Source organism: Brevundimonas sp. FV1ye4L, from assembly GCF_058681255.1.
The window spans coordinates 1402997-1424094 of record NZ_CM178734.1 but is presented as its reverse complement, the minus strand read 5'-3'; the positions used below and the strand labels follow the sequence as shown (position 1 = coordinate 1424094).

Below are 21098 nucleotides of genomic sequence, written 5' to 3'. Positions count from 1 at the left end.
GACTGCGGGCGAAGACGACGGTTTCGTGATGGATAATCCGTAAGAAGCCTGATTGCAGATCGGCCCATTTTGGGATTAGCTCCGGGGATAAACAAAAAAGACCCTAGGGAGCGAGTATGAGACACGATCAACATCACGAATTCGACTTCGCGGGAGGCTTGGCCCTGGGCCTGGTGTTCAGCCTGCTCGCCTGGGGCGTCATGGTCGCAGGCCTGGCCCGGATGTTTTGATCGGAGCGGCTTGCGTGCTCTAAAGGCCGGATGAAGCCGATCCTCTTGCCGGTCCTCGCGGCCGCCCTCGTCCTGTCCAGCTGCAACGCCGGCCGGTCCGCCATGGGCGGGGCGGAACAGGTGGGCGCTGGATTTGGCGAAGCGGTCACCGCGCCGCTTGAAGACTTCAATCTGCGGCGCCAGCTGATTCCGACCGTCCTGCTGCAGGCGGAAGCCAATCCCTATGATCTGCGCAATCTGAACCAGTGCACCACCATCGGCGCCGAGGTGGCGCGGCTGGACGAGGCCCTGGGGCCCGACACGGACGAACCGCCGCGCCAGGACGGCTCCTATCGCAGCGAACAGGCGGCCGATGCGGCGGCCAAGGCGACGCTGGACGCCATCCGCGGCACGACCACCGACTTCATTCCGGGCCGCAGCTGGATTCGCCAACTGAGCGGGGCCGAACAGCATAGTCGTCATGTCCAGTCGGCCATCCAGTCGGGGCGGATGCGGCGGGCCTTCCTGAAGGGGATCGGCATGCAGAGGAACTGCGCTCCCCCGGCGGCGCCGAGCTGGTTCCGACCGAAGCGGTAGGGGCGGCTTGGCCGTTCGATCCACGACCGACAGTATCTAACGTCTGCCGGCAGGCCGGCGCTTGTCGGTGCGATCGCCTCTGATCTGAACCGCGCCGTCCTTGGCGAAGGCCTCGAAGGAGGATTTGTCGATGTTGCGGAACTCGCCGGTGCGGTCCCAGTCCCAGGTGAAGGAGATCCGTTCGCCCTTGTGCGCGAACTTGCCGGACCAGTGGGCGAAGAATGAGTATTTGTCGCCGCCGATGATGATGACGTGGCGGTGCAGGGCCGTCTCGTTCCCCGCGTCGCGGGGCGGCTCTTCCAGATAGGTGTTGTAGGCGTGGAAGCCTGACTTCTCGATACGCATCAAATGGTTCCGGGGGTCAGTTCGACACATGCCGCGCGTGGAAGTCGCGGCGGAACTGTTCGAACCGGCCTTCCGAGATGGCGGCGCGCATGGCGGCGGTCAGGGCCTGGTAGAAGGCGATATTGTGCCAGCTGAGCAGGACCTTGCCGAGGATTTCGTCGGCGCGGATCAGGTGGTGCAGATAGGCCTTGGAATATTGCGACGACGGCCCGTCGATGGCGGGATCGAGCGGATCCTGGTCCTCGGCGAAGCGGGCGTTCTTCAGGTTCAGCGGACCGTCCCAGGTCCAGGCCTGGCCGTGGCGACCGGCGCGGGTCGGCAGGACGCAGTCGAACATGTCGACGCCGCGATAGACGGCCTCGACCAGATCGATCGGCTTGCCCACCCCCATCAGATAGCGGGGCCGGTCGGCGGGCAGCATCTCGGGGGCGTAGTCCAGCACCCGGCACATGGCGTCGTGGCCCTCGCCGACGGCCAGACCGCCGATGGCGTAGCCGTCGAAGCCGATCTCCTGAAGCTGGTCCGACGACTGGCGACGCAGGTCCTCATAGGTCGAACCCTGCTGGATGCCGAACAGGGCCTGGGTCTCCCGCTCGCCGAACCGGGCCTTGGAGCGGGCGCCCCAGCGGATCGACAGCTCCATGGCCTTTTGCGCCGCGTCCCGCTCGGCCGGCCAGGAGACGCATTGGTCCAGTTGCATCGAGATGTCGGCGCCGATCCGGTCGGCCTGGATCTCGATCGAGCGTTCGGGCGTCAGGACGTGTTTGGAGCCGTCGATATGGGAGGAGAAGGTCACGGCCTCTTCCTTCACCTTCGAGATTCCGGCCAAGGACATGACCTGGAAACCGCCGCTGTCGGTCAGGATCGGCTTGTCCCAGCCCATGAAGTTGTGGAGCCCGCCCAGACGCTCCATCCGCTCGGGGCCGGGGCGCAGCATCAGGTGATAGGTGTTGCCCAGAATGATGTCGGCGCCGGTCGCCTTGACCTGGTCCACCGTCATGGCCTTGACCGTGGCGGCTGTGCCCACGGGCATGAAGGCCGGGGTGCGGATGTCGCCGCGCGCGGTCTTCAGCACGCCGGTGCGGGCGCGACCCTCTTTGGCGGAAATCTCGAAGGGGAAGGGCATCAGGCGATCAGTCGTTCAAGCTGTTCGATCCGCGCCAGATCCTTGGGACGGCCGAACAGGCGATAAAGGGCGATATGGTCCCGGATATCGGGCACGAACAGAGCGACGTCGTCGATGAAGACCGGACGGCGCGACGTAAAGGCGACCGGTCGCCATTCGGCGCCGTCGCGGGTCTCGAGCCCGGCCATGACCTCGACCAGGATCGGCTGGTCCGGGGCGCGGCCGAAGACGGTGGAGCGGAACAGGCCTTCGCCCGGATCGGGCACGATCTGTCCGTCCAGGGCCGCCAGCAGGGCGCGGGCGTCGCGCGGAGCGCACAGGACGTCGATGTCGGGCACGTGGAGGTCGGGCAGGCCGTACAGGGCCATGGCCGCCCCGCCGAAGATCCACCACGGCTGATCCAGATCGCGCGCGGCCTCGCCGACGGCGATCAGGCCGTCCTGAAGGTCTTGCGGGAGATCGAGGTCGAAGTCGTCGGGGCTCACGGGGCGATCTTTCGTCAGGGGACGGCATTTAAGGGTTCGGGCGGCGGAAGGCTACAGGTCAAGCGGAGGCGCCGACGCGCTTTCGCTGCGAAGTGTGGAGGGCAGGACGGAGCGCCGGGCCTCGCCCGGGATGGATTAGTTTTTACCGTTTCGACGAAGACAGACGCTCCGCGCGCAGGGTGTTTCTGCCGGCCGGGGATATTGAAGCGGCAGTTGTGATGCCTCTTCCCCATGGCCTGCGTCAGGTCGGCGATCCCTGCGAAGGATCGTCCCGAGTGCGACCGGGTTCCTAACCCCGAGTCCTCCGCCGACGTTTCTGCGCGGGATGAGCCCACCGATGCACCGTCATGCGGCGCGGGGGAATCCCACCCCCGCCCCTGATCCCTACGCTCCCGCCGCCGCAAGGTCGCAGGCCTTACGAGCCCTCCTAGCGACGAGACCGACAGGAGTATGCGCGCGTTTTGAGGGGTGGTTAGAAGAGGGGGGTGAGATTCTGTTAGAGCGTTGTATTCTTTGAGGTCGAGGCAGCGTCATTGTGCGCGCAGCCTCTTCTCTTTCGTTATTCCGGGCGAAGGGCCGCTTGGCCCGCAGACCCGGAACCCAGCGGCGCCGAAGGCGAAATCTGTAAGCCGCACGATGTTGGAACAGCGAGTCCGCGACAGGTTCGCGCTCTCGCGCGCCGCTGGGTTCCGGGTCTCCGCTGCGCTTCGCCCGGAATGACGAAAGAGGGGGAAGGCTGGCGTCACCTCTCCGCGCGCGAAGGCGCGGGGGGAGGACAGGTCGCGCTTGCGACCAGGAGGGGGCGACGCTGGCGGTGGTGATGACCGGACCAGCTTCAGACACCGGGTCGCCCCCTCCTGGCGTTCGCTGACGCTCCCGCCTGTCCTCCCCGTTCGCCTTCGCGAACGGGGAGGTGAGCTTGTGGCGGTCTGTTTAGCCTCGCACGACTTTAACGCGGCCCGCCGCTTCGCGGGCCCGTTCGCGGGCCTGATCGACGTCGGCGCCGCGGGCGACAGCGACGCCCATGCGGCGGCGCTCGAAGGCTTCGGGTTTGCCGAAGAGGCGCAGGTCGGCGGTGGGGACGGAGAGGGCTTCGGCGACGCCTTCGAAGGCGATCCCTTGCGCCTCCAGGCCGCCGTAGATGACGGCGCTGGCGGCGGGTTCGCGCTGGGTGACGTCGACGGGCAGGCCGAGGATGGCGCGGGCGTGGAGGGCGAACTCGCTCAGGGTCTGGCTGGCCAGGGTGACGAGGCCGGTGTCGTGGGGGCGGGGCGAGACCTCGGAGAACCAGACCTGATCGCCTTTGATGAACAGTTCGACGCCGAAGACGCCGAGACCGCCCAGGGCCTCGGTGACCTTGCCGGCGATGTCTTGCGAGGCGGCGAGCGCAGCGGGGGTCATGGCCTGGGGCTGCCAGCTCTCGACATAGTCGCCCTTGACCTGGCGGTGGCCGATGGGGGCGCAGAAGTCCGTGCGGGTCGAGCCGTCGGCGGCGCGCGAGCGGACGGTCAGCAGGGTGATTTCGAAATCGAAGCCGATGCGGCCCTCGACGATGACGCGGGCGCCGGCGACGCGGCCGCTGTCTTGCGCATAGGTCCAGGCGTCGACGATTTCATCGGGGCTTTCGACGAAGGATTGGCCCTTGCCCGACGAGGACATGACCGGCTTGACGAAGTTGGGGTAGCCGACGGTCTCGGCGCCGGCGGCCAGTTCCTCGGCCGAACCGGCGAAGGCGTAGGGGCTGGTGGGCAGGCCCAGGTCCTCGGCAGCCAGGCGGCGGATGCCCTCGCGGTTCATGGTCAGTTGCACGGCGCGGGCGGTGGGGATGACCACGGCCAGGCCGGCGGCCTCGATATCGGCCAGGACCTCGGTGGCGATGGCCTCGATCTCGGGCACGATGAAGTGCGGGGCCTCGGCCAGGATGACGCCGTTCAGCACCTGGGGGTCGGTCATCGGGATGACGTGGCTGCGGTGCGCGACCTGCATGGCGGGGGCGTTGGGATAGCGGTCCACGGCGATGACCTCGACGCCGAGCCGTTGCAGCTCGATGGCGACCTCCTTGCCCAGTTCGCCGGAGCCGAGAAGCATGACGCGGACGGCGGTGTCGGAGAGGGGGGTGCCGAGATTCATCGACGTGTTCCTTTCGTCATCCTCCGGCGAGCGCAGCGAGACCGGGGGACCCAGCGGCGCCGAAGGCGAAATGGTTCAACAAGACCAACGGCCAGCGTGCGCGACAGGTTCGCGCTCTCGCGCGCCGCTGGGTCCCCCGGTCTGCGCCGCTTCGCGGCTTGCCGGAGGATGACGAAGATTACAGTCGCGCTTTGACCGCCGCGACCACCGCGTCGGCGGTGATGCCGAACTTGTCGTAGAGGACTTCGGCGGGGGCGGAGGCGCCGAAGCCGGTCATGCCGATGAAGGCGCCGTCTTCGCCGATGAAGCCTTCCCAGCCCTGTTTGATGGCGGCCTCGACGGCGACGCGGATCGTGCCGCGGCCGATGACCGAGGCGCGGTAGGCGGCGTCCTGTTTTTCGAACAGTTCGAAACAGGGGACGGAGACGACGCGGGTCGGGACGCCTTCGGCCTCGAGGGTCTCGGCGGCCTTGAGCGCGAGGGCCAGTTCCGTGCCGGTGCCGAACAGGGTGGCCTTGGCTTCAGCCGAAGCGGCCTTGATCTCATAGGCGCCCTTGGCGGACAGGTTTTCCGTGCCCGCGATGGTGCGTACGGCGGGGGTCTTCTGGCGCGACAGGGCCATGGCCGAGGGGGTGGTCTTGGATTGCAGGGCGATCTGCCAGCATTCCATGGCCTCGACCGTGTCGGCGGGGCGGAAGACGTTCAGGTTGGGGATGGCGCGCAGGGCGGCCAGGTGTTCGACCGGCTGGTGGGTCGGGCCGTCCTCGCCCAGGCCGATGGAGTCGTGGGTCAGGACGTGGATGGCGCGGACCCCCATCAGGGCGCCCAGACGGATGGCCGGGCGGCTGTAGTCCGAGAAGACCATGAAGGTGCCGGCGTAGGGGATGATCCCGCCGTGCAGGGCCAGGCCGTTCATGGCGGCGGCCATGCCGAACTCGCGGATGCCCCAGTTGACGTAGCGGCCCTCATAGGACGGCGCGTCCAGGATGGGGGTGCCGGCGACGAAGGTGTTGTTCGAGCCGGTCAGGTCGGCCGAGCCGCCGACCAGTTCGGGGATGGCGGCGAAGACCTGGTCCAGGGCGGCGCCCGAGGACTGGCGCGTGGCCTGGGCCGGCTGGGTCTCGATCAGTTCGGCGATCTTGGCGTTCAGGGCGTCGAAGGCGCCCTCGGGCAGGTCGCCCTTCATGGCGCGGGTGAAGTCGGCGGCCTGGCCGGAGGCGGCGAGGCGGGCCTCCCACTTCTTGCGGTCCTTGGCGCCGCGACGCCCGACCTTGGCCCAGGCGTCGGCGATGGTTTGGGGCATTTCGAAGGGTTCGTGATCCCAGGCCAGACCCAGGCGGGTTGCGGCGATCTCGGCGGCGCCCAGGGCGGCGCCGTGGGTCTTGTGGCTGCCTTCCATGGTGGCGGCGCCCTTGCCGATCTTGGTCTTGCAGGCGATCAGGGTCGGCTTGTCCTGGCGGGTGGCCCATTTGAGGGCGGACTTGATCGCGTCCATGTCATGGCCGTCGATGGCCTTGACCGCCCAGCCGGCGGCCTTGAAGCGGGCCTTCTGGTCGGTGGTGTCGGACAGGGAGACCTTGCCGTCGATGGTGATCTCGTTGTCGTCCCACAGGACGGTGAGCTTGTTCAGCTTGTAGCGGCCGGCCAGGGCGATGGCTTCCTGGGACACGCCCTCCATCAGACAGCCGTCGCCGGCGACGACCCAGGTGCGGTGGTCGACCAGGTCGTCGCCGTATTTGGCGGCGAGGTGACGCTCTGCCATGGCGAAACCGATCGAAGTCGCCAAGCCCTGGCCCAGGGGGCCGGTGGTGACCTCGACGCCGGGCATGTGGCCGTATTCCGGGTGACCGGCGGTCTTGGAGCCCCACTGGCGGAAGTTGGACAGTTCTTCCTTGGTCGCGGCCTTGTAGCCGGTCAGATGCAGAAGCGCGTAGATCAGCATCGAGCCGTGGCCGGCCGACAGGATGAAGCGGTCGCGGTCGGCCCAGTCGGGGCGGCTCGCGTCGAACTTCAGGAATTTGGAGAACAGGACGGTGGCGACGTCGGCCATGCCCATGGGCATGCCGGGGTGGCCCGACTTGGCCTTTTCGACGCCGTCCATGGCGAGGACGCGGATGGCGTTGGCCATCTGCTGGGGCGTGGCCTTGGGGGCGGATTTGGCGTCGGTCACGGGGAAGACCTTTCGGCGGAAGCGGAAATTCAGAAGCGCGCCGCTTTACCCCGGCGCGTCCTCGGGTTCTATACGGAATTTATAAGGAGCGACCGATGGCAGACGCCACCACGGCCGCACGGGCCCGTATCGACCGGGCCCTGGCCGAACTTGAACGCAAGATCCTGGAGTTGAAGGCCCGGCCGGCCTCGGCGCCGGCGATCGCCGACGACGACCTGTTCGCACCCAGAGCGGGGAATGGGGCGGATGCGGCGCGCGTGGCCGAGTTGGAGGCCGCCGGGCGCGAGGCGTCGCAGGCCCTGGCGCGGGCGGCGGCGGCGGTGCGCGAGGTGCTGGATCAGGACGACGAAGAGACCGAAAGCGAGGCCGGCTGATGGCGACGGTGACGGTGGAGGTCAACGGCCGACCCTATGCGGTGGGCTGCGCCGACGGGCAGGAGGAGCGGGTCCGAATCCTGGCCAAACAGTTCGACAACCAGGTGCGCCAGGTGGCCCAGGATGTCGGCCATGTCGGGGACCTGCGGCTGTTCCTGATGTCGGCCCTGATCCTGTCGGACGAACTGCACGAGGCGCGCCTGAACGGGGGCGGGGGTCCTGCGCCGCAGACAGCCGCCGCGCCGCCGACCAGCGACGGGGTGGCCGAGGCGCTGAACGCCGTGGCGGCGCGGATCGAGAAGATCGCCCAATCTATCTGATCACGGTCGATCTGATCACGGCGCTTGAGAAGGCGGGGCGCAGCGCCTATCTTGTTTGACGGCGGGTCCTGCTGCGGCCCTCGTCGAAGGCATACATTTCCTCGCGACCTTAATTCACTCAAAGGGATCTGTCCCTGTCCGGGTTCGAGGGCCTGGGCATATGGAGCCCACCTGGCTACCCAGGTTCGAGAGGATTTAAACGCCCTTCACGGTTCTTGCGGCGCCGCCAACCCTTCCCCTTCTTCGCCTTGCGCGTAAGACGCGCTCCAACCGAGCGCGACCATGTCTGACAAGCACGAACTTCGGTCGGCCGCCCGCGCGCGGCGCAAGGGTTTGGCCGAGGCCGATCCGATGGCGGCCCAACGCGCCGCCGATCATGCCGAGGCCCTGCCGCCCGGGAAGGTCGTGGCCCTTTACAGCGCCATGGGATTCGAGCTGGACACCGAGGCCCTGGCTCTGGCGCTGGAGGCGTCGGGGCGGCGGCTGTGCCTACCGGTGGTGCTGGAGCGGGACGCGCCAATGGTCTTTCGCGCCTGGTCGCCGGGCGAGCCGCTGGAGATGGACGCCGCAGGCTGTCCCGCGCCCCTGCCGCTGGCCGAGGTGTTGGAGCCGGATCTGATCATCACGCCGCTGCTGGCTTTCGACGCGGTCGGGGGGCGGCTGGGGCAGGGCGGCGGGTTTTACGACCGCACCTTCGCGGCGCGGCCCGATGTGATCCGGATCGGCTTCGCCTATGCGGGACAGCATGTGGAGGTGATGAGCCTGGAGGCGCACGACATGCGGCTGCACGGGGTGCTGACCGAGGCGGGGTACCGGGCGTTCTGAGGGATATGTCGTTGACATATACCTTGCTTCGCCCCATCATTTCGAAATGAACGCCCCGTGGAAAGCGCCGCTGAAGGCTTCGATCTTCATGTCCAACCGCTCGCAGGCGGTGCGGTTGCCCAAGGCCGTGGCCTTTCCCGATGACGTGAAAGAGTTGCGCGTCATACAGGAGGGGCGAAGCCTGCTTCTTGTGCCTGCGGACGCGGTCTGGACCGATTTTCTGGCCGAGCCCGGCATAGATATTTGCGAGCCTGAAGATTCGATCGACGATTCCGTCGTGGAATTCTGATGCTGCGCTACAGCCTGGACACCAATGTCTGTGTCCGAATTCTGAGAAACAGGCCGTTTCTGAGCGGGCCCCTGGCGGACCGGCTGAACGATGCGGCCGATTCCATTGCGGCGTCGACCATTGTGGCGATGGAGCTTCTGTATGGCGCGGCCGTGTCTGAGCGGCCCGAGCAGCGGCGAGAACAGGCCAAAAGACTACTGGCGCGGATGACCGTGCTTGATTTCGATGCGGCTGCGGCCGAACACGCGGCCGACATCAAGGCCAATTTGAAAAGGCGCGGCGAATTGATCGGTTCAAACGACATTCTGATTGCGGGGCACGCCCGTAGTCGGGGTCTGATCCTGGTGACGGGTAATCTGCGCGAGTTCGAACGCGTCGAAGGCTTGCGGGTCGAAGACTGGCCTGCGGGTCCGAACGCGCCGGGCGTCAAATGAGACTGGCGTTTTTCGGCGACGTTATCGGCAAGTCCGGCCGCGACGGGATCAGCGATCATCTTCCGGGCCTGAAGCGCGACCTGAAGCTCGACTTCGTGGTGATCAATGCGGAGAACGCCGCCGGCGGGTTCGGCATTACCGAGAATACGGCGCGCGAGCTGTTCATGGCGGGGGGCGACTGCCTGACCCTGGGCAATCACTCGTGGGATCAGCGCGAGGCCCTGACCTATATCGTGCGCGAGCCGCGCCTGATCCGGCCGGCCAACTATCCGCGCCTGATGGATGCGCCGGGCGCCGGGGCCAATCTGTTCGAGACGGACACGGGCCGCACCGTCCTGGTGATGAATGTGCTGGGCCGGGTGCATATGGACCCGATGGACGATCCGTTCGGGGCCGTGGAACGCGAGCTGGCGGCGGCGCCCATGGGGGCTGTGGCCGACGCGGTGATCGTCGACATGCACTGCGAGGCGACCAGCGAGAAGATGGCCATGGGCCATTTCTGCGACGGGCGAGCGTCGCTGGTGGTCGGCACCCATACCCACGTTCCGACCGCCGACTGCCAGATCCTGCCGGGCGGCACGGCCTATCAGACCGACGCCGGCGGCTGCTGCGACTATGACAGCGTCATCGGCAACGAGAAGGAAGAGCCGCTGCGCCGCTTCACCACCCGGCTGTCGGGTGGGCGCTATACGCCCGCGTCCGGTCCGGCGACCGTGTGCGGCGTCTTTGTGGAGACCGACGACAAGACGGGGCTGGCGACGCGGGTCGAGCCGATCCGGGTCGGCGGGCGGCTGAGCCAGGCGGTGCCGGTTTTGTAGCTTGACGGAACGGATTACGCGTGTAGTTTCGAAAGATTACAAACGTAATCTTGGAGAACGTCATGTCACGTGCCTATCTCGTTCTGCCGGCGTCCGTTCCGCTGATCGGCATGTCTTCGCCCGCTTTCGCAGGCTCTGACTTTACGGCGGCGACGGTGTTTTTCGATGCGGCGATTCCGATCAAGCTGATGATGCTGGTGCTTTGCGCATCGATGGTCGCTGCAGTTGTAATCACAGGGCGCAAACTGCTTTCGCCAAATATCAGCGGCGGCTCCGCCTATCTGTCCGCCCTACGTTTTGCTGGTCCTTTGTTGGGTCTCGTGGGGGCCGGTCTGAACGCCCTGTGGGGGTTTCTCGCCATAGCCGGGGTGGGGCGCCCGGTTCCGTTAGAAGTGCTGGCGCCGGGGCTGGCGGAAGCCACCCTGGTCTTGGTGCTCGGACTTCTCGTCGGCGTGGTGGCTGTGGCGTGCAATTGGGCGGTCGATGCTCGTATCGATCGCGCCGTTCTGAACGCCTGATGCTGCGCGCTGCGATCACCGAAGCCGAAAGCGCGGTCATGGCCGCGCTTTGGCGGAGGGGAGCCTTGTCGCCCAAGGCCTTGCTCGAGGAAGTCCGAAAGGAGCAGTCGTGGGGGGACGCCACCATCAAGACTTTGCTTAACCGGCTGATGCGCAAGGAGATCATCCGATCCGACAAGACGTCGGGCGTTCTGGTCTATGTCCCCCAGGTCAGCCGGGAAGACTATCTCGACTATGAGGTACAGGCGTTCGTCGACCGTCTTTTCGAAGGTGATCGCGAACGTCTGACGCTTTACCTCAAGGATCAGGCGGCGGTGAGCGTGTTCGACCCCGCCTCGACCACCAGGGTCTGACGGGTCGTCAGCACGCCCGAGCGGTCCGACACCTTGTCCAACACCTTGAACTGGGTGGTCCAGAGGTTCGGCGTGGCTTCGCAGACCACATAGCCGCGCTGGGTGTTGCGGAACTTCAGCTGGGGATTGGCCGAGAGGAAGCGGTCATAGTCGGAGCCGCGGTCCGAGCCGTCGCCGCCGGAGCTGATCGAGGTCGAGACGAACTCGACCGCGATGGGGGCGCCCTCGGGTTGGCTGCCGTCCAGCCACAGGCCGCCGGCGTAGTTCTGATGCTCGTCGCCGGTCAGGACCACGACATTGTCGATGCGGCGGTCGCGGATGTGGCGCAGCAGACGGTTGCGGGGCACGCGGTAGCCGGCCCAGCTGTCGGTGTTGATCCCCTGGCCGCCGGAGGTGTTGCGGTTCAGATCCATCATCATGACCTGCTGGGCCAGGGCCTTCCACCGGGCCTTCGAGCGGTCGAGGTTGGTCAGCAGCCAGGCTTCCTGGGCGTCGCCCAGCACCTGGGCCTCGGTCGCATTTATGCCGGGGCAGGTGGCGTTGTAGCGGTCGCCGCAGGGCTGGTCCGTGCGGTACTGGCGGGTGTCGAGGAAGGCGATGTCCAGCAGGTCGCCGTACTGGGCCCGGCGATAGGCCTGCATGGCGACGCCGCGCGGGAAGGCTGACTTCCGCATCGGCATGAACTCGTAGAAGGCCTGCATGGCGGCGGCGCGGCGCAGCAGGAAGACTTCAGGCGGGGCGCCGTCCTGATCGATGTCGCCGACCCAGTTGTTGTCGACCTCGTGGTCGTCATAGGTGCAGAACCAGGCGGCCGAGGCGCGCGAGGCCTGGAGGTCCGCATCCATCGTGTACTGGGAATAGCGGCGGCGATAGTCGTCGAGGCTGTAGATCTCGCCGCCCAGGTGGACGCGGGTGTTGTCCTGGGGGCCGGCGCCGGACTGATAGATGGGGTTGCCGCGGCCTTCATAGATGTAGTCGCCGTAGCAGAAGATGAAATCCAGATCCTCTTCCGCCATCTTGCGGTGGGCGGTGTAGTAGCCGCTCTCATAGGCCTGGCAGCCGGCGACGCCGAAGCGGACGGCCGAGACGGAGGCGCCGGCCAGGGGGGCGGTTTTGGCGCGACCGACGCCGCTGCGCTCGGTCCCGCACTGGAAGCGGTAGAAGTAGGGGTGGGCGGGCTCCAGCCCCTCGACCTCGACGTGGACTGAGTGGCCCAGTTCTGGCCGGGCGATCACCTCGCCGGATCGGACGACGGTGTTGAAGCCGCGGTCGGCGGCGACCTCCCATTTTACGGCGACGGGCGCACGGGGCATGCCGGAGCCGTAGGCGACGGGGTCAGGGGCCAGGCGTGTCCAGATGACGAAGCCGTCGGGCAGGGGATCGCCGGCCGTCACGCCCAGTCGGAAGGGGTTCACGTCGAAGACGGCCTGGGCCAGGGCGGGGCCGGTCGGCGACAGGGCCAGACCGCCCCCGAAGGCGGCGAGCATGGACCGGCGGGAGAGGGCGAGCGTGGTCATCGAATATCCCCGAACTGAAGTCTGGCTCTATCGCCCCGATGTGACAGATTTTACACCCGCGTCGCCGGGCGGGGGCGTCGTTTCGGGCGTCAGGCGGCCGAGCGGCGTCGCGACAGGGCGACGGCTTTTCGGATCTGCTCCAGCTCGGCGGCCCGTTGTCGGGGCGTATGGGCGTCCATCACATGCCGCTGTCCCGCGCACGCCAGGGCGAGGCGTTCGTCCGGGTTCTGGATCAGACGCTCCATGGCCGCAGTGAGGGTCTCGGGCGTGACCGCGTCGACATAGAGGGCATGGGGCCCGCTGGCCTCGCGCAGGCCGCCCCGGCCGGACGAGATCAGGGCCGCGCCGGCCGCATGGGCCTCGACCGCCGTCAGGCCGAAGGGCTCGTCCCAGACCGAGGGGGTCAGAGCGACGGCGGCGGTCTTCATCTGGTCGCGCACCTCCGACAGGCGGGCCGAATGCAGGACGGCGACGCGGGCGCCGTAGCGTTCAAGCGGGGCGAGGTGGGGCGCGGCCCAGGCGGCGTGTTTGTCCCAGTCGTTCAACATCAGCACCGCGCGCCAGTCGGGATGGGCGTCGAGCACGGCGGGCAGGGCGGCGCACAGGACGTCCAGCCCCTTTTCCGGCATGGCGCGGCCGGCGAAGGCGATGACCGGATGGCGGTCGTCGGGCGAGGCGAACCAGGCGGCGGCGTCGATGGCGTTGGGCAGGGCGTGGGCGCGGTCGGCGAGGGCAGGAAAGGTGCGGGCGAAGGCGTCCCGCTCGGCGAGACTGACGAAGATGAAGCCGTCCATCCGGGCGTAGCGTGCCGCATAGCGCCAGCGGTCCAGCAGATGGCGGGCCGGCTTCAGGGCGTTGTGCCGATACAGGAGGTGGGCGGCCTTGGGGAAGCGTGCGGAGACGCTGAGGGCCTGTTTGACCTGCTGGTGGTGTTCGATCAGGTCGGGTTTGAACGCTTCAAGGGCGGCGAACAGGGCCTGCTGACGGCCGCTGTGGGGCAGGGCGACGACGCCGGGCGCTGAGTGGTCTTCCCCGCCTTCGCAGCAGAAGATCCGCGTCTCGTTCTTTCCCCCCGTGGTCCGCAAGGTCCGGACCACCGTCTCCATCGAATTGGGCTGGGCTTCGGAAAAGCGGCAGCCGGGGGGCAGGAGGACGGCGGTGCGCACGGGACGTTCCGAAAAGAGACTTTCGCCGCCTATAGGCGGTTTGTGTCCTGTCGGCGACGGATTTGTAAACGGTGGCCCGTCGGCCCTTCGCCTAGCGTCGTCGTGCGCGCAGTCGAAGGCGCATGGGGTCGCGGCTGCGCAGGGTGATCTGGTGGACGGGACGGGGCTCGACCGTGGTCGGGGCCTCGACCTCGGCGGCGCGCAGGATGGCGGCCAGGGCGATCATCGCCTCCTGGATGGCGAAGGCGGCGCCGATGCAGACACGGGGGCCGGCGCTGAAGGGGATGTAGGCGTAGCGGTCGATGGACTTGCGGTTCTGCGGCAGGAAGCGTTCGGGCTTGAAGGCGTCGGGGTCGTCCCACAGCAGGCTGTGGCGTTGCAGGATCCACGGCGAGATGATGACCGTGGCGCCGGCCTTGATCGGCTGGCCGCCGATCTCGTCGTCGGCCAGGGCCTTGCGCGCCATGGTCGGGGCGGGCGGGAACAGGCGCATGGTCTCGTCCAGCACCGCGCGGGTCCAGGGCAGGGCGTCGGCCCATTTGGGATCGGAGACGTCGAAGGCGTCGGCCTCGGCTTGCAGGCGGGCGAGGTATTCGGGCTGGCGCGACAGCAGGTGCAGGGTCCAGCCGAGGGCGCGGGCGGTGGTCTCGTGCCCCGCCAGGATGAAGGTCAGGATGTTGGCGGCGACCTCTTCGTCCGACAGGCCGGGCCCTCCATTCTCGTCGCGGGCCAGCAGCAGGGCGCTGAGCAGGTCGTCGGGCGGGGTGTCGCCGGACTCGATGCGGGCGCGGCGGGCTTCGACCAGTGTGGTGACGCGCTGTTCGAAGAAGCGGGCCGAGCGGAAGCTGGCGAGACGGCCCAGGCGCGGGGCCCAGTCCGGCGCGCCCAGCACGTCCAGCGGATCGATGCGAGCGCCATTGGCCAGGAACTGGTTCAGGGCGCGCTCGAACCCGCGCGCCTCGCCGCCCAACTCGTCCGAGAACATGGTGGCGGACAGGATGTCGAAGGTCAGGCCGGACATCTCGCTGTCGATATCCAGCACCCGGCCGCGCGCGGACAGGGACCAGCCGGCGACGCGGGCCTGGCAGACCTCGGCCATGCGGGCGTTTAGGGTGGCCATCTTGGCGGGGGTGAAGAGCGGGGCCAGGATGCGGCGGGCGCGACGCCATATGTCGCCCTCGGTCAGCAGCAGGCCTTCGGCGAGCATGGGGCCCAGGACGCGGCGTTGCAGGTCGCCCTTGACGTAGTTGGCGGCGTTCTCGGTCAGGACGTGGCGGACGCCCTCGGGGTGGCTGACCACCAGAATCTCGCCGAAAGCGCTGTTCCCGTGCAGCTGCGGCTCGGTGAAATGCCGCTCTGACCACATGCGGATCGGGTCGCGCCAGCTGATCCACAGGAAGGGCAGCAGGGGCAGGGGGCCGCCGGTGCGACGGGGCGGGACGGCGGGGCGGAAGATGGTGTCGGCGGTCGTCGCGTCCATAAGACGCTCCCTGTGCAAATCGCCCGTCAGCCGGGCGCGTCGTCCCTAAAACGCGCGATCTGGTGCATGCGTTCATGAAGCATAGTGGACCAGTACGACGTCAACGAGAAGGCGACGCCCTGCCGATCGCGCCGAGCAGTCGCGCCATGTCGTCCGCGCTCAAATCTTTCGAGCCCTGGCCTGAGGCTGCGGGCTTCAAAACCGGGGCCGCCGGCGCCGCTTCACCCGATTGAGCGGCTCTGCGCTTCTCGCGTCGCTCGAACAGGAAGCGTTGAAGACCCCAGACAAGGTGAGGCGTCCACGGTTGGCCGCAGGCGGTCATCTTCCCCAATTTGTTCAGAAGGCCGGCGATCTCGTTGGGCCGGGTGAAGCCGTTCTTGAAACAGGCGCGGAGCCACGGATCGAGCTCATCCAGAAACGCCTCTTTGGATCGACCGCGAAAACTGAAGTGCTTCAGTTCGTCTCTCGTGATCTGTGAAGGCTTGGACGGCGTCCGTGCGGCAGGCCGCCCCGGCTTCCGCTCGGCAAGACGTCCCGTCGGCGCAGTTTTGGAACCGGGAGGACGCGCCCGTTTTCCGCCGCCGGGATAGGATCCCTTAGCCAAGTTCAGTTCGCCTTAGGGGCGGTCGGCGCCCAGGTCTTCATTTCGGCGATCTCACGCGTTCGAGTGTCGATGACCATCTGGGCCATGCGGCGGATTTCCGGGTCGCGGCTGTCGCGCAGGGCGACCCGGGCCGTGGCGACGGCGCTTTCGTGGTTGGCGATCATCTTGGCGACATAGGCCTGATCCGCAGTCTGATCCGCAGTCTGGGCCGCTGCCTGCATTTCGGCCGTGGTGCGGGTCGCCGCCGCCTGGTTGGCGGCCGACGCTTCACGTAGCGCCTGCTGCACCGGATCGCCGCCGCCGTCGCAGGCCCCTAGCACGAGGAGCAGCGCGATCGGCGGGGCGGTGCGGATCATGCGGCGTCGCCGAGCCAGCCCGGCATCCAGCCTTCGTGCCATTCGCGCAGGTGGGCGACGGGGATGCTGAACAGTTCGCCCTTGTCGCCCTTCGAGCCGAAGGCGTCGCCGCCGGCGTGGCCGACGACCGAGGCGTGGAGGCCGGCGGCCTGGGCCTTGGCGATCAGGGCGTCGGCGTCGGGGACTGCGACCAGGTAGCGGGCCTGGTCCTCGCCAAACAGGAAGATGTGGGCGTGGGTCGCGCTGGAGGCGTCGAGGGTCACGCCGACGTCCGAGGCTAGGACCAGATCGGCGGCGGCGCCGATCAGGCCGCCGTCGGAGAGGTCATGAACCACGGTCAGGTCGCCGGCCTCGATCAGGTCGCGCACGAAGTCGCCGGTCTTCTTTTCCAGCTTCAGATCGACGGGCGGCGGAGCGCCGTCCTCGCGGCCCAGAACCTCGCGCAGATAGATGGAGGCGCCCAGTTCGCCGACGGTCTGGCCGATCAGGACCAGGGTGTCGCCGGCCGCCATGGTCGAGAAGTTGGTGACCACGTCGTAGTTGGGCAGCAGGCCGACGGCGCCGACGGTCGGGGTGGGCGGAATGGCGACGCCGTTGGTCTCGTTATACAGGCTGACGTTGCCGGACACGACCGGGAAGGCGAGTTCGCGGCAGGCCTCGGCCATGCCGTCGATGGCGCGGACGATCTGGCCCATGATCTCGGGGCGCTGCGGGTTGCCGAAGTTGAGGTTGTCGGTGATGGCGATGGGGCGCGAGCCGACGGCGGTCAGGTTGCGCCAGGCCTCGGCCACGGCTTGTTTGCCGCCCTCATAGGGGTCGTTCTGGACATAGCGGGGGGTGCAGTCGCTGGTGACGGCCAGACCCTTGTCCGTGCCGTGGACGCGGACCACGCCGGCGTCGGCGCCGGTGGCCGAGTCCTGCAGCGTGTCGGCCATGACGTGGCGGTCGTACTGTTCCCAGATCCAGCGTTTGGACGCCATGTCGGGGCAGGCGATCACCTTCATCACCGCATCGGCCCAGTTTTCGGGCGCGGGGATGTCGGAAGGGTTCAGCCTGGGCTGCAGTTCCGGCTGGACCCAGGGGCGGTCGTACAGGGGGGCGTCGTCGAACAGGGGCGCCAGGGGCACGTCGCAGACGGTCTCGCCGTGATGCTTCAGCACCAGACGGCCGGTGTCGGTGGTGACGCCGATGGTGGCGGCGTCCAGACCCCATTTCTTGAAGATGCGTTCGCCATCGGCCTCGCGGCCGGGCTTGAGGACCGCCAGCATCCGCTCCTGGCTTTCCGACAGCATCATCTCATAGGCGGTCATGCCCTCTTCGCGCTGGGGCACGGCGTCCATGTTCAGTTCGATGCCGACGCCGCCCTTGCCGGCCATTTCGACCGAGGAGGAGGTCAGGCCGGCCGCGCCCATGTCCTGGATGGCGGCGACGGCGCCTGAGGCCATCAGTTCGAGGGTGGCCTCGATCAGCAGCTTCTCGGCGAAGGGGTCGCCGACCTGGACGGTGGGGCGTTTGGATTCCGACTCATCGTCGAACTCGGCCGAGGACATGGTCGCGCCATGGATGCCGTCGCGGCCGGTCTTGGAGCCGAAATAGACGACCGACAGGCCCGCCGAGGGCGCGGCCGAATAGAAGATGCTGTCGGCCTTGGCCAGGCCGACGCACATGGCGTTGACCAGGATGTTGCCGTTGTAGCCGGCGTGGAAATTGGTCTCGCCCGCCACGGTCGGCACGCCGACGCAGTTGCCGTAGCCGCCGATGCCGGAGACGACGCCCTTGACCAGACGTTTGGTCTTCTCGTGCGACGGATCGCCGAAGCGCAGGGCGTTCAGCAGGGCCACCGGCCGGGCGCCCATGGTGAAGACGTCGCGCATGATGCCGCCCACGCCCGTCGCCGCGCCCTGATAGGGCTCGATATAGGAGGGGTGGTTGTGGCTCTCCATCTTGAAGATGCAGGCGTCGCCGTCGTCGATGTCGATCACCCCGGCGTTCTCGCCCGGCCCGCAGATGACGCGATCGCCGGTGGTCGGGAACTTGCCCAGGTGGATCTTGGAGGATTTGTACGAGCAGTGCTCGGACCACATGACCGAGAAGACGCCCAGTTCGACATGGTTGGGCTCTCGGCCCAGCCGGTCGAGGACGACCTGATATTCGTTCGGGGCCAGGCCGTATTCGGCGGCCAGTTCGGCCATCGTCTTGGCGGGGTTCTTCTGGGGAGCGCTCATGGCGGGGCTTCTAGCCGCAGATGGGCCGATAGGCTATATTCTAGACAGTATTTTGGGAGTTCTAGAATGGGCCTCAGCATCAAGCGCGCCGAGACGGAGCGCAAGGCGCGCGCCGTCGCCGAGCGGCTGGGGGTCAGCCTGACCGAGGCCATCGACATCGCTCTGGACAAGGCCTGGAAGGAGTTGACCGCCGACGAGGCGGCGGCGGAGCGGGCCAGGAAGCGCGAGGCCCTGTTCGCCTATCTGCGGACCCTGCCGCCCGGCGATGGCCGCTCTCTTCAAGAAATCGATGACGAGATGTACGACGAGCACGGTCTGCCGCGCTGATGGTCATCGACACCTCCGCCTTCGTCGCCATTGTTCTGAGAGAGCCGGAAGCGGCCGCGTTCGATGAGCGGATTCGGTCGGCCACGACGCGCCGGGTCAGTGTCGCGACCTGGGTCGAACTGGCGGCGGTGCTGACGTCCCGGCTCGGCGTGGACGCCCGGCCCGTGCTCGAGCGTCTTGGGGAGGAGTACCGGCTGGACCTGGTCCCCGTCGATCAGGCGCAGATGCGGATCGCCTGCGAGGCCATTGTGCGGTTCGGCAAGGGGCGGCATCCGGCGCGGCTCAACTATGGCGACTGTTTCGCCTATGCGCTGAGCCTGAGCAGCGGGGAACCGCTGCTGTTCAAGGGCGACGACTTTTCGAAGACGGACGTGGCGATCACGATCTGAGCGAGGGGAACGTCTGGGGCTCGGGTGTCATTTCGTGTGTAGCCAACACGGAGTTTTCGTCATGACCGACACCCCCATCGACCCCGCCGCAACCCCGGAAGACGAGGATCTGCCCGAGGTCGCCGCCGACGACGCCGGCGCCTCGGCCATGGCCGAGCAGGCGCAGAACGAAGATGAAGTCAAAAACGAGGGGGAGGGCATCTGATGTCCTCCACCCCCTCCACAAAGGTCACGCCGGCTACCGGCCAGCAGATGGATCGGTCCAATGATCCTGAGACCACACGAGAAATGGACAAGGCCGCGCCTGAGCAGGCGATGATTAGTCGCCGGCAGCGGCTGACCGGACAGGCGACCGGGATCGGTAGCGTCGGATTTCAGGAGACCGGCGCTTTTGATGTCGGCGCCGACGAACACCCGACGGCCGATACGCCCGTCACGCCCGGCAAGGAGCCCTAACGCTCGACCCCTGGTTTCAGCCGGAAGGCCAGCAGCACGCCGCCAACCAACAGAACGATGGCCCCGGCCAAGGCGGTGAAGGCGACCGCCGGCTTGTCGGTCTGTTCGGCGACGAAGGCGCCGAGCAGGCCCCAGGCCGTCGGCAGGGGATAGGCGATGGTCCGCAGGCTCGCCGTCACCGCCAGGGCGACGCCGGTGGTCACGACGATGGCCAGGATGGCCCAGGCGCTGGGCGACAGAGCGGCCGGCAGGGCCTCGAAGGCGGTCAGGGTGGTGATCAGGTTCAGCGGCGCGGCCACCGTCAGCCAGCCCGCGAGCGCCGCCAGGGGCCAGACCAGCAGCAGTCGGTCGCGATCCGTTCGGCTGAGCGCCCGGATGGAGCCGGAATAGGCCGCCAGCGGCGCGAGCAGGGCGATCAGGGAGGCGAAGATGACGATGACGCTGGCCGCCTTCAGGTTCAGGGCGGCGACGACGATCCACATGCCGATCCCGAAGAAGGCCACGGCCGACGGCCAGCCCATCCGGTTGATCAGAGTGCTCTCGCCCGTCTGGGGCAACACCTGACGGACGGCGTAGGCCAGCAGGCCCAGATAGATCAGCCCCCAGATCGAGAAGGCGTAGCCGGCGACGCGCAGGGTGGAGTTTCCATCCGCCGCAAACTCGGCCTGGGTCAGGCCCAGACCGGCCAGATTCTGCACCATAGGCACCACCAGGGCGAAGACGGCGGCGGCTAGGACCACCAGACGGCGGGTCCGCTGGGCGGGGGTGGGGCGGAGGATCGAGGACATGCGGATTCCGATACGGCGGCGGTCAGGTTGAGTGTACGCGCTGAGAGGCCGGAAGGTTCACCGTATCGAGGCGAAATGTGAAGCTTGCCGAAAGCGCGGTTCGCGTGCTGGGCTGCGGCCATGAGGAACTCCGCCGCACGTCTGATCCTGGTTCTGGTCGCAACGACGGGGTGCGTGGTCGCGACGGCGGGGCAGGCCCAGACGACGACACAGACCGAACAGACGGTGGTGCTGACGGCGTCGGCGCAGGCGGCGTGGGCGCGGGTGCGGCTGGCGGCGACGCCGCAGCAGCAGGCGCTGGAGGTTCGCGCCTTTCTGGCGGCGCTGGCGACGGCGAATGGTCGGCCGGTCATGCCGACGCTGGATGTCCGCGACCTGTCTTCGGGTCGGGCGGTGTCGCTGGATGATCCGGCGGTGTTACAGCGCCCGCAGGCGCATGAGGCGACGGTCAGCGTCGCGGGGCAGTTCCTGGTCTTTCGTCCGCTGTCGCGCGCCAGTCTGGATCCCTTCTTCGGTCGTTAGCGGAACCGGCGGGGCGGCGGCTGGTTGTCAGACCAGCACGAACTGGAGACCGAAATGGCCGACCGCGACGATGACACCCCCCGCTTCGAAACCGACGAGGTCGAGGCCAATCACGCGATAGAACAGGGTCAGGGCGTGGGCGCCCGCGAACTGGCCGCCCAGCGCGAGCCCGGCGGCGTCGCCACGGCTGACGAGGATGAAGAGCTGGAGAATGGACAGTCGGCGCGTCCGGACTGATCCGATCGGGCCGTCGATTGCTTGACGGGGGTTCGATG

General features: G+C 67.7%; 26 protein-coding genes and 1 other RNA gene. 16 read left to right on the top strand and 11 right to left on the bottom strand.

What is annotated here, in order from left to right; translation table 11 throughout:
• The first annotated feature begins 260 nt into the window (after positions 1 to 260).
• Positions 261 to 806: a hypothetical protein gene (locus ACW17X_RS06905; protein ID WP_492100228.1), complete on the top strand. Its 546-nt coding sequence runs from the start codon at positions 261 to 263 to the stop codon at positions 804 to 806.
• A gap of 36 nt (positions 807 to 842) precedes the next feature.
• Here the strand turns inward: ACW17X_RS06905 and ACW17X_RS06900 are convergent, their stop codons facing one another.
• The 5 genes from ACW17X_RS06900 to tkt form a co-directional block, all read right to left on the bottom strand.
• Positions 843 to 1151 carry a hypothetical protein gene (locus ACW17X_RS06900; protein ID WP_267515844.1) on the bottom strand — a complete coding sequence of 103 codons (309 nt, stop codon included), beginning with the start codon at positions 1149 to 1151 and terminating at the stop codon, positions 843 to 845.
• Positions 1152 to 1167: 16 nt separating this feature from the next.
• Positions 1168 to 2280, bottom strand: coding sequence for a tRNA guanosine(34) transglycosylase Tgt (tgt, locus tag ACW17X_RS06895; RefSeq protein ID WP_492100444.1), 1113 nt, complete (start codon positions 2278 to 2280; stop codon positions 1168 to 1170).
• Positions 2277 to 2762: a hypothetical protein gene (locus tag ACW17X_RS06890; protein WP_492100227.1), complete on the bottom strand. Its 486-nt coding sequence runs from the start codon at positions 2760 to 2762 to the stop codon at positions 2277 to 2279. The genes tgt and ACW17X_RS06890 overlap by 4 nt, the downstream gene beginning before the upstream one ends.
• A gap of 933 nt (positions 2763 to 3695) precedes the next feature.
• Positions 3696 to 4892, bottom strand: coding sequence for a formate-dependent phosphoribosylglycinamide formyltransferase (gene purT / locus ACW17X_RS06885; protein WP_492100226.1), 1197 nt, complete (start codon positions 4890 to 4892; stop codon positions 3696 to 3698).
• A gap of 178 nt (positions 4893 to 5070) precedes the next feature.
• Positions 5071 to 7062 (bottom strand): transketolase, encoded by a 1992-nt coding sequence (tkt, locus tag ACW17X_RS06880; RefSeq protein WP_492100225.1) that lies wholly within the window; start codon positions 7060 to 7062, stop codon positions 5071 to 5073.
• Between the two features lie 95 nt (positions 7063 to 7157).
• Between tkt and ACW17X_RS06875 the strand changes: the two genes are divergently transcribed.
• The 9 genes from ACW17X_RS06875 (at position 7158) to ACW17X_RS06835 (ending at position 10993) form a co-directional block, all read left to right on the top strand.
• Positions 7158 to 7436, top strand: coding sequence for a hypothetical protein (locus ACW17X_RS06875; RefSeq protein ID WP_492100224.1), 279 nt, complete (start codon positions 7158 to 7160; stop codon positions 7434 to 7436).
• Complete coding sequence (locus ACW17X_RS06870; protein WP_008263136.1) at positions 7436 to 7756, top strand: cell division protein ZapA; 321 nt, start codon at positions 7436 to 7438, stop codon at positions 7754 to 7756. Before ACW17X_RS06875 ends, ACW17X_RS06870 begins: the two co-directional genes overlap by 1 nt.
• Before the next feature lie 65 nt (positions 7757 to 7821).
• Positions 7822 to 7984, top strand: a non-coding RNA gene (gene ssrS / locus ACW17X_RS06865) — 6S RNA.
• Between the two features lie 54 nt (positions 7985 to 8038).
• Entirely contained in the window at positions 8039 to 8581 is a 543-nt protein-coding gene (locus ACW17X_RS06860; RefSeq protein WP_492100223.1) for a 5-formyltetrahydrofolate cyclo-ligase, read from the top strand.
• Between the two features lie 46 nt (positions 8582 to 8627).
• Entirely contained in the window at positions 8628 to 8870 is a 243-nt protein-coding gene (gene vapB / locus ACW17X_RS06855) for a type II toxin-antitoxin system VapB family antitoxin (RefSeq protein ID WP_492100222.1), read from the top strand.
• Entirely contained in the window at positions 8870 to 9304 is a 435-nt protein-coding gene (locus tag ACW17X_RS06850; protein ID WP_492100221.1) for a PIN domain-containing protein, read from the top strand. The genes vapB and ACW17X_RS06850 overlap by 1 nt, the downstream gene beginning before the upstream one ends.
• Entirely contained in the window at positions 9301 to 10122 is an 822-nt protein-coding gene (locus tag ACW17X_RS06845; protein ID WP_492100220.1) for a TIGR00282 family metallophosphoesterase, read from the top strand. Before ACW17X_RS06850 ends, ACW17X_RS06845 begins: the two co-directional genes overlap by 4 nt.
• Before the next feature lie 62 nt (positions 10123 to 10184).
• Positions 10185 to 10640: a MotA/TolQ/ExbB proton channel family protein gene (locus ACW17X_RS06840; protein WP_492100219.1), complete on the top strand. Its 456-nt coding sequence runs from the start codon at positions 10185 to 10187 to the stop codon at positions 10638 to 10640.
• Entirely contained in the window at positions 10640 to 10993 is a 354-nt protein-coding gene (locus ACW17X_RS06835) for a BlaI/MecI/CopY family transcriptional regulator (protein WP_492100218.1), read from the top strand. Before ACW17X_RS06840 ends, ACW17X_RS06835 begins: the two co-directional genes overlap by 1 nt.
• Here ACW17X_RS06835 and ACW17X_RS06830 read toward each other — a convergent pair.
• The 5 genes from ACW17X_RS06830 to purL all read right to left on the bottom strand — a co-directional run bounded on the left by ACW17X_RS06830 (position 10945) and on the right by purL (position 18341).
• Positions 10945 to 12510, bottom strand: a complete 1566-nt coding sequence (locus ACW17X_RS06830; RefSeq protein WP_492100217.1) for an alkaline phosphatase D family protein — start codon at positions 12508 to 12510, stop codon at positions 10945 to 10947. The two genes, ACW17X_RS06835 and ACW17X_RS06830, sit on opposite strands and share 49 nt — an antisense overlap.
• 89 nt (positions 12511 to 12599) lie before the next feature.
• The gene (locus ACW17X_RS06825) at positions 12600 to 13676 is read right to left on the bottom strand and encodes a glycosyltransferase family 4 protein (RefSeq protein ID WP_492100216.1); all 1077 of its coding nucleotides are present in this window, start codon (positions 13674 to 13676) and stop codon (positions 12600 to 12602) included.
• 91 nt (positions 13677 to 13767) lie between these two features.
• Positions 13768 to 15156 (bottom strand): cytochrome P450, encoded by a 1389-nt coding sequence (locus ACW17X_RS06820; RefSeq protein ID WP_492100215.1) that lies wholly within the window; start codon positions 15154 to 15156, stop codon positions 13768 to 13770.
• 606 nt (positions 15157 to 15762) lie between these two features.
• Complete coding sequence (locus tag ACW17X_RS06815) at positions 15763 to 16116, bottom strand: DUF305 domain-containing protein (protein ID WP_492100214.1); 354 nt, start codon at positions 16114 to 16116, stop codon at positions 15763 to 15765.
• The gene (purL, locus tag ACW17X_RS06810) at positions 16113 to 18341 is read right to left on the bottom strand and encodes a phosphoribosylformylglycinamidine synthase subunit PurL (RefSeq protein ID WP_492100213.1); all 2229 of its coding nucleotides are present in this window, start codon (positions 18339 to 18341) and stop codon (positions 16113 to 16115) included. Before purL ends, ACW17X_RS06815 begins: the two co-directional genes overlap by 4 nt.
• A 66-nt stretch (positions 18342 to 18407) precedes the next feature.
• On the opposite strand from purL, the gene ACW17X_RS06805 reads away from it, so the two are divergent.
• The 4 genes from ACW17X_RS06805 (at position 18408) to ACW17X_RS06790 (ending at position 19513) form a co-directional block, all read left to right on the top strand.
• The gene (locus tag ACW17X_RS06805) at positions 18408 to 18668 is read left to right on the top strand and encodes a type II toxin-antitoxin system VapB family antitoxin (RefSeq protein ID WP_492100212.1); all 261 of its coding nucleotides are present in this window, start codon (positions 18408 to 18410) and stop codon (positions 18666 to 18668) included.
• Positions 18668 to 19057, top strand: a complete 390-nt coding sequence (locus ACW17X_RS06800; RefSeq protein ID WP_492100211.1) for a type II toxin-antitoxin system VapC family toxin — start codon at positions 18668 to 18670, stop codon at positions 19055 to 19057. The genes ACW17X_RS06805 and ACW17X_RS06800 overlap by 1 nt, the downstream gene beginning before the upstream one ends.
• Positions 19058 to 19118: 61 nt before the next feature.
• Positions 19119 to 19262: a hypothetical protein gene (locus ACW17X_RS06795; RefSeq protein WP_492100210.1), complete on the top strand. Its 144-nt coding sequence runs from the start codon at positions 19119 to 19121 to the stop codon at positions 19260 to 19262.
• Positions 19262 to 19513: a Tat pathway signal protein gene (locus tag ACW17X_RS06790; RefSeq protein WP_492100209.1), complete on the top strand. Its 252-nt coding sequence runs from the start codon at positions 19262 to 19264 to the stop codon at positions 19511 to 19513. The genes ACW17X_RS06795 and ACW17X_RS06790 overlap by 1 nt, the downstream gene beginning before the upstream one ends.
• On the opposite strand, the gene ACW17X_RS06785 is transcribed toward ACW17X_RS06790, so the two are convergent.
• Positions 19510 to 20301 carry a TspO-related membrane protein gene (locus ACW17X_RS06785; RefSeq protein WP_492100208.1) on the bottom strand — a complete coding sequence of 264 codons (792 nt, stop codon included), beginning with the start codon at positions 20299 to 20301 and terminating at the stop codon, positions 19510 to 19512. The genes ACW17X_RS06790 and ACW17X_RS06785 overlap by 4 nt on opposite strands.
• A 120-nt stretch (positions 20302 to 20421) precedes the next feature.
• Between ACW17X_RS06785 and ACW17X_RS06780 the strand changes: the two genes are divergently transcribed.
• Together ACW17X_RS06780 and ACW17X_RS06775 are read left to right on the top strand one after the other, a co-directional pair.
• On the top strand, positions 20422 to 20823 hold the full coding sequence (locus ACW17X_RS06780) for a hypothetical protein (protein ID WP_492100207.1): 402 nt from the start codon (positions 20422 to 20424) through the stop codon (positions 20821 to 20823).
• Positions 20824 to 20877: 54 nt separating this feature from the next.
• Positions 20878 to 21060, top strand: coding sequence for a hypothetical protein (locus ACW17X_RS06775; protein ID WP_492100206.1), 183 nt, complete (start codon positions 20878 to 20880; stop codon positions 21058 to 21060).
• The last annotated feature ends 38 nt before the right edge of the window (positions 21061 to 21098 follow it).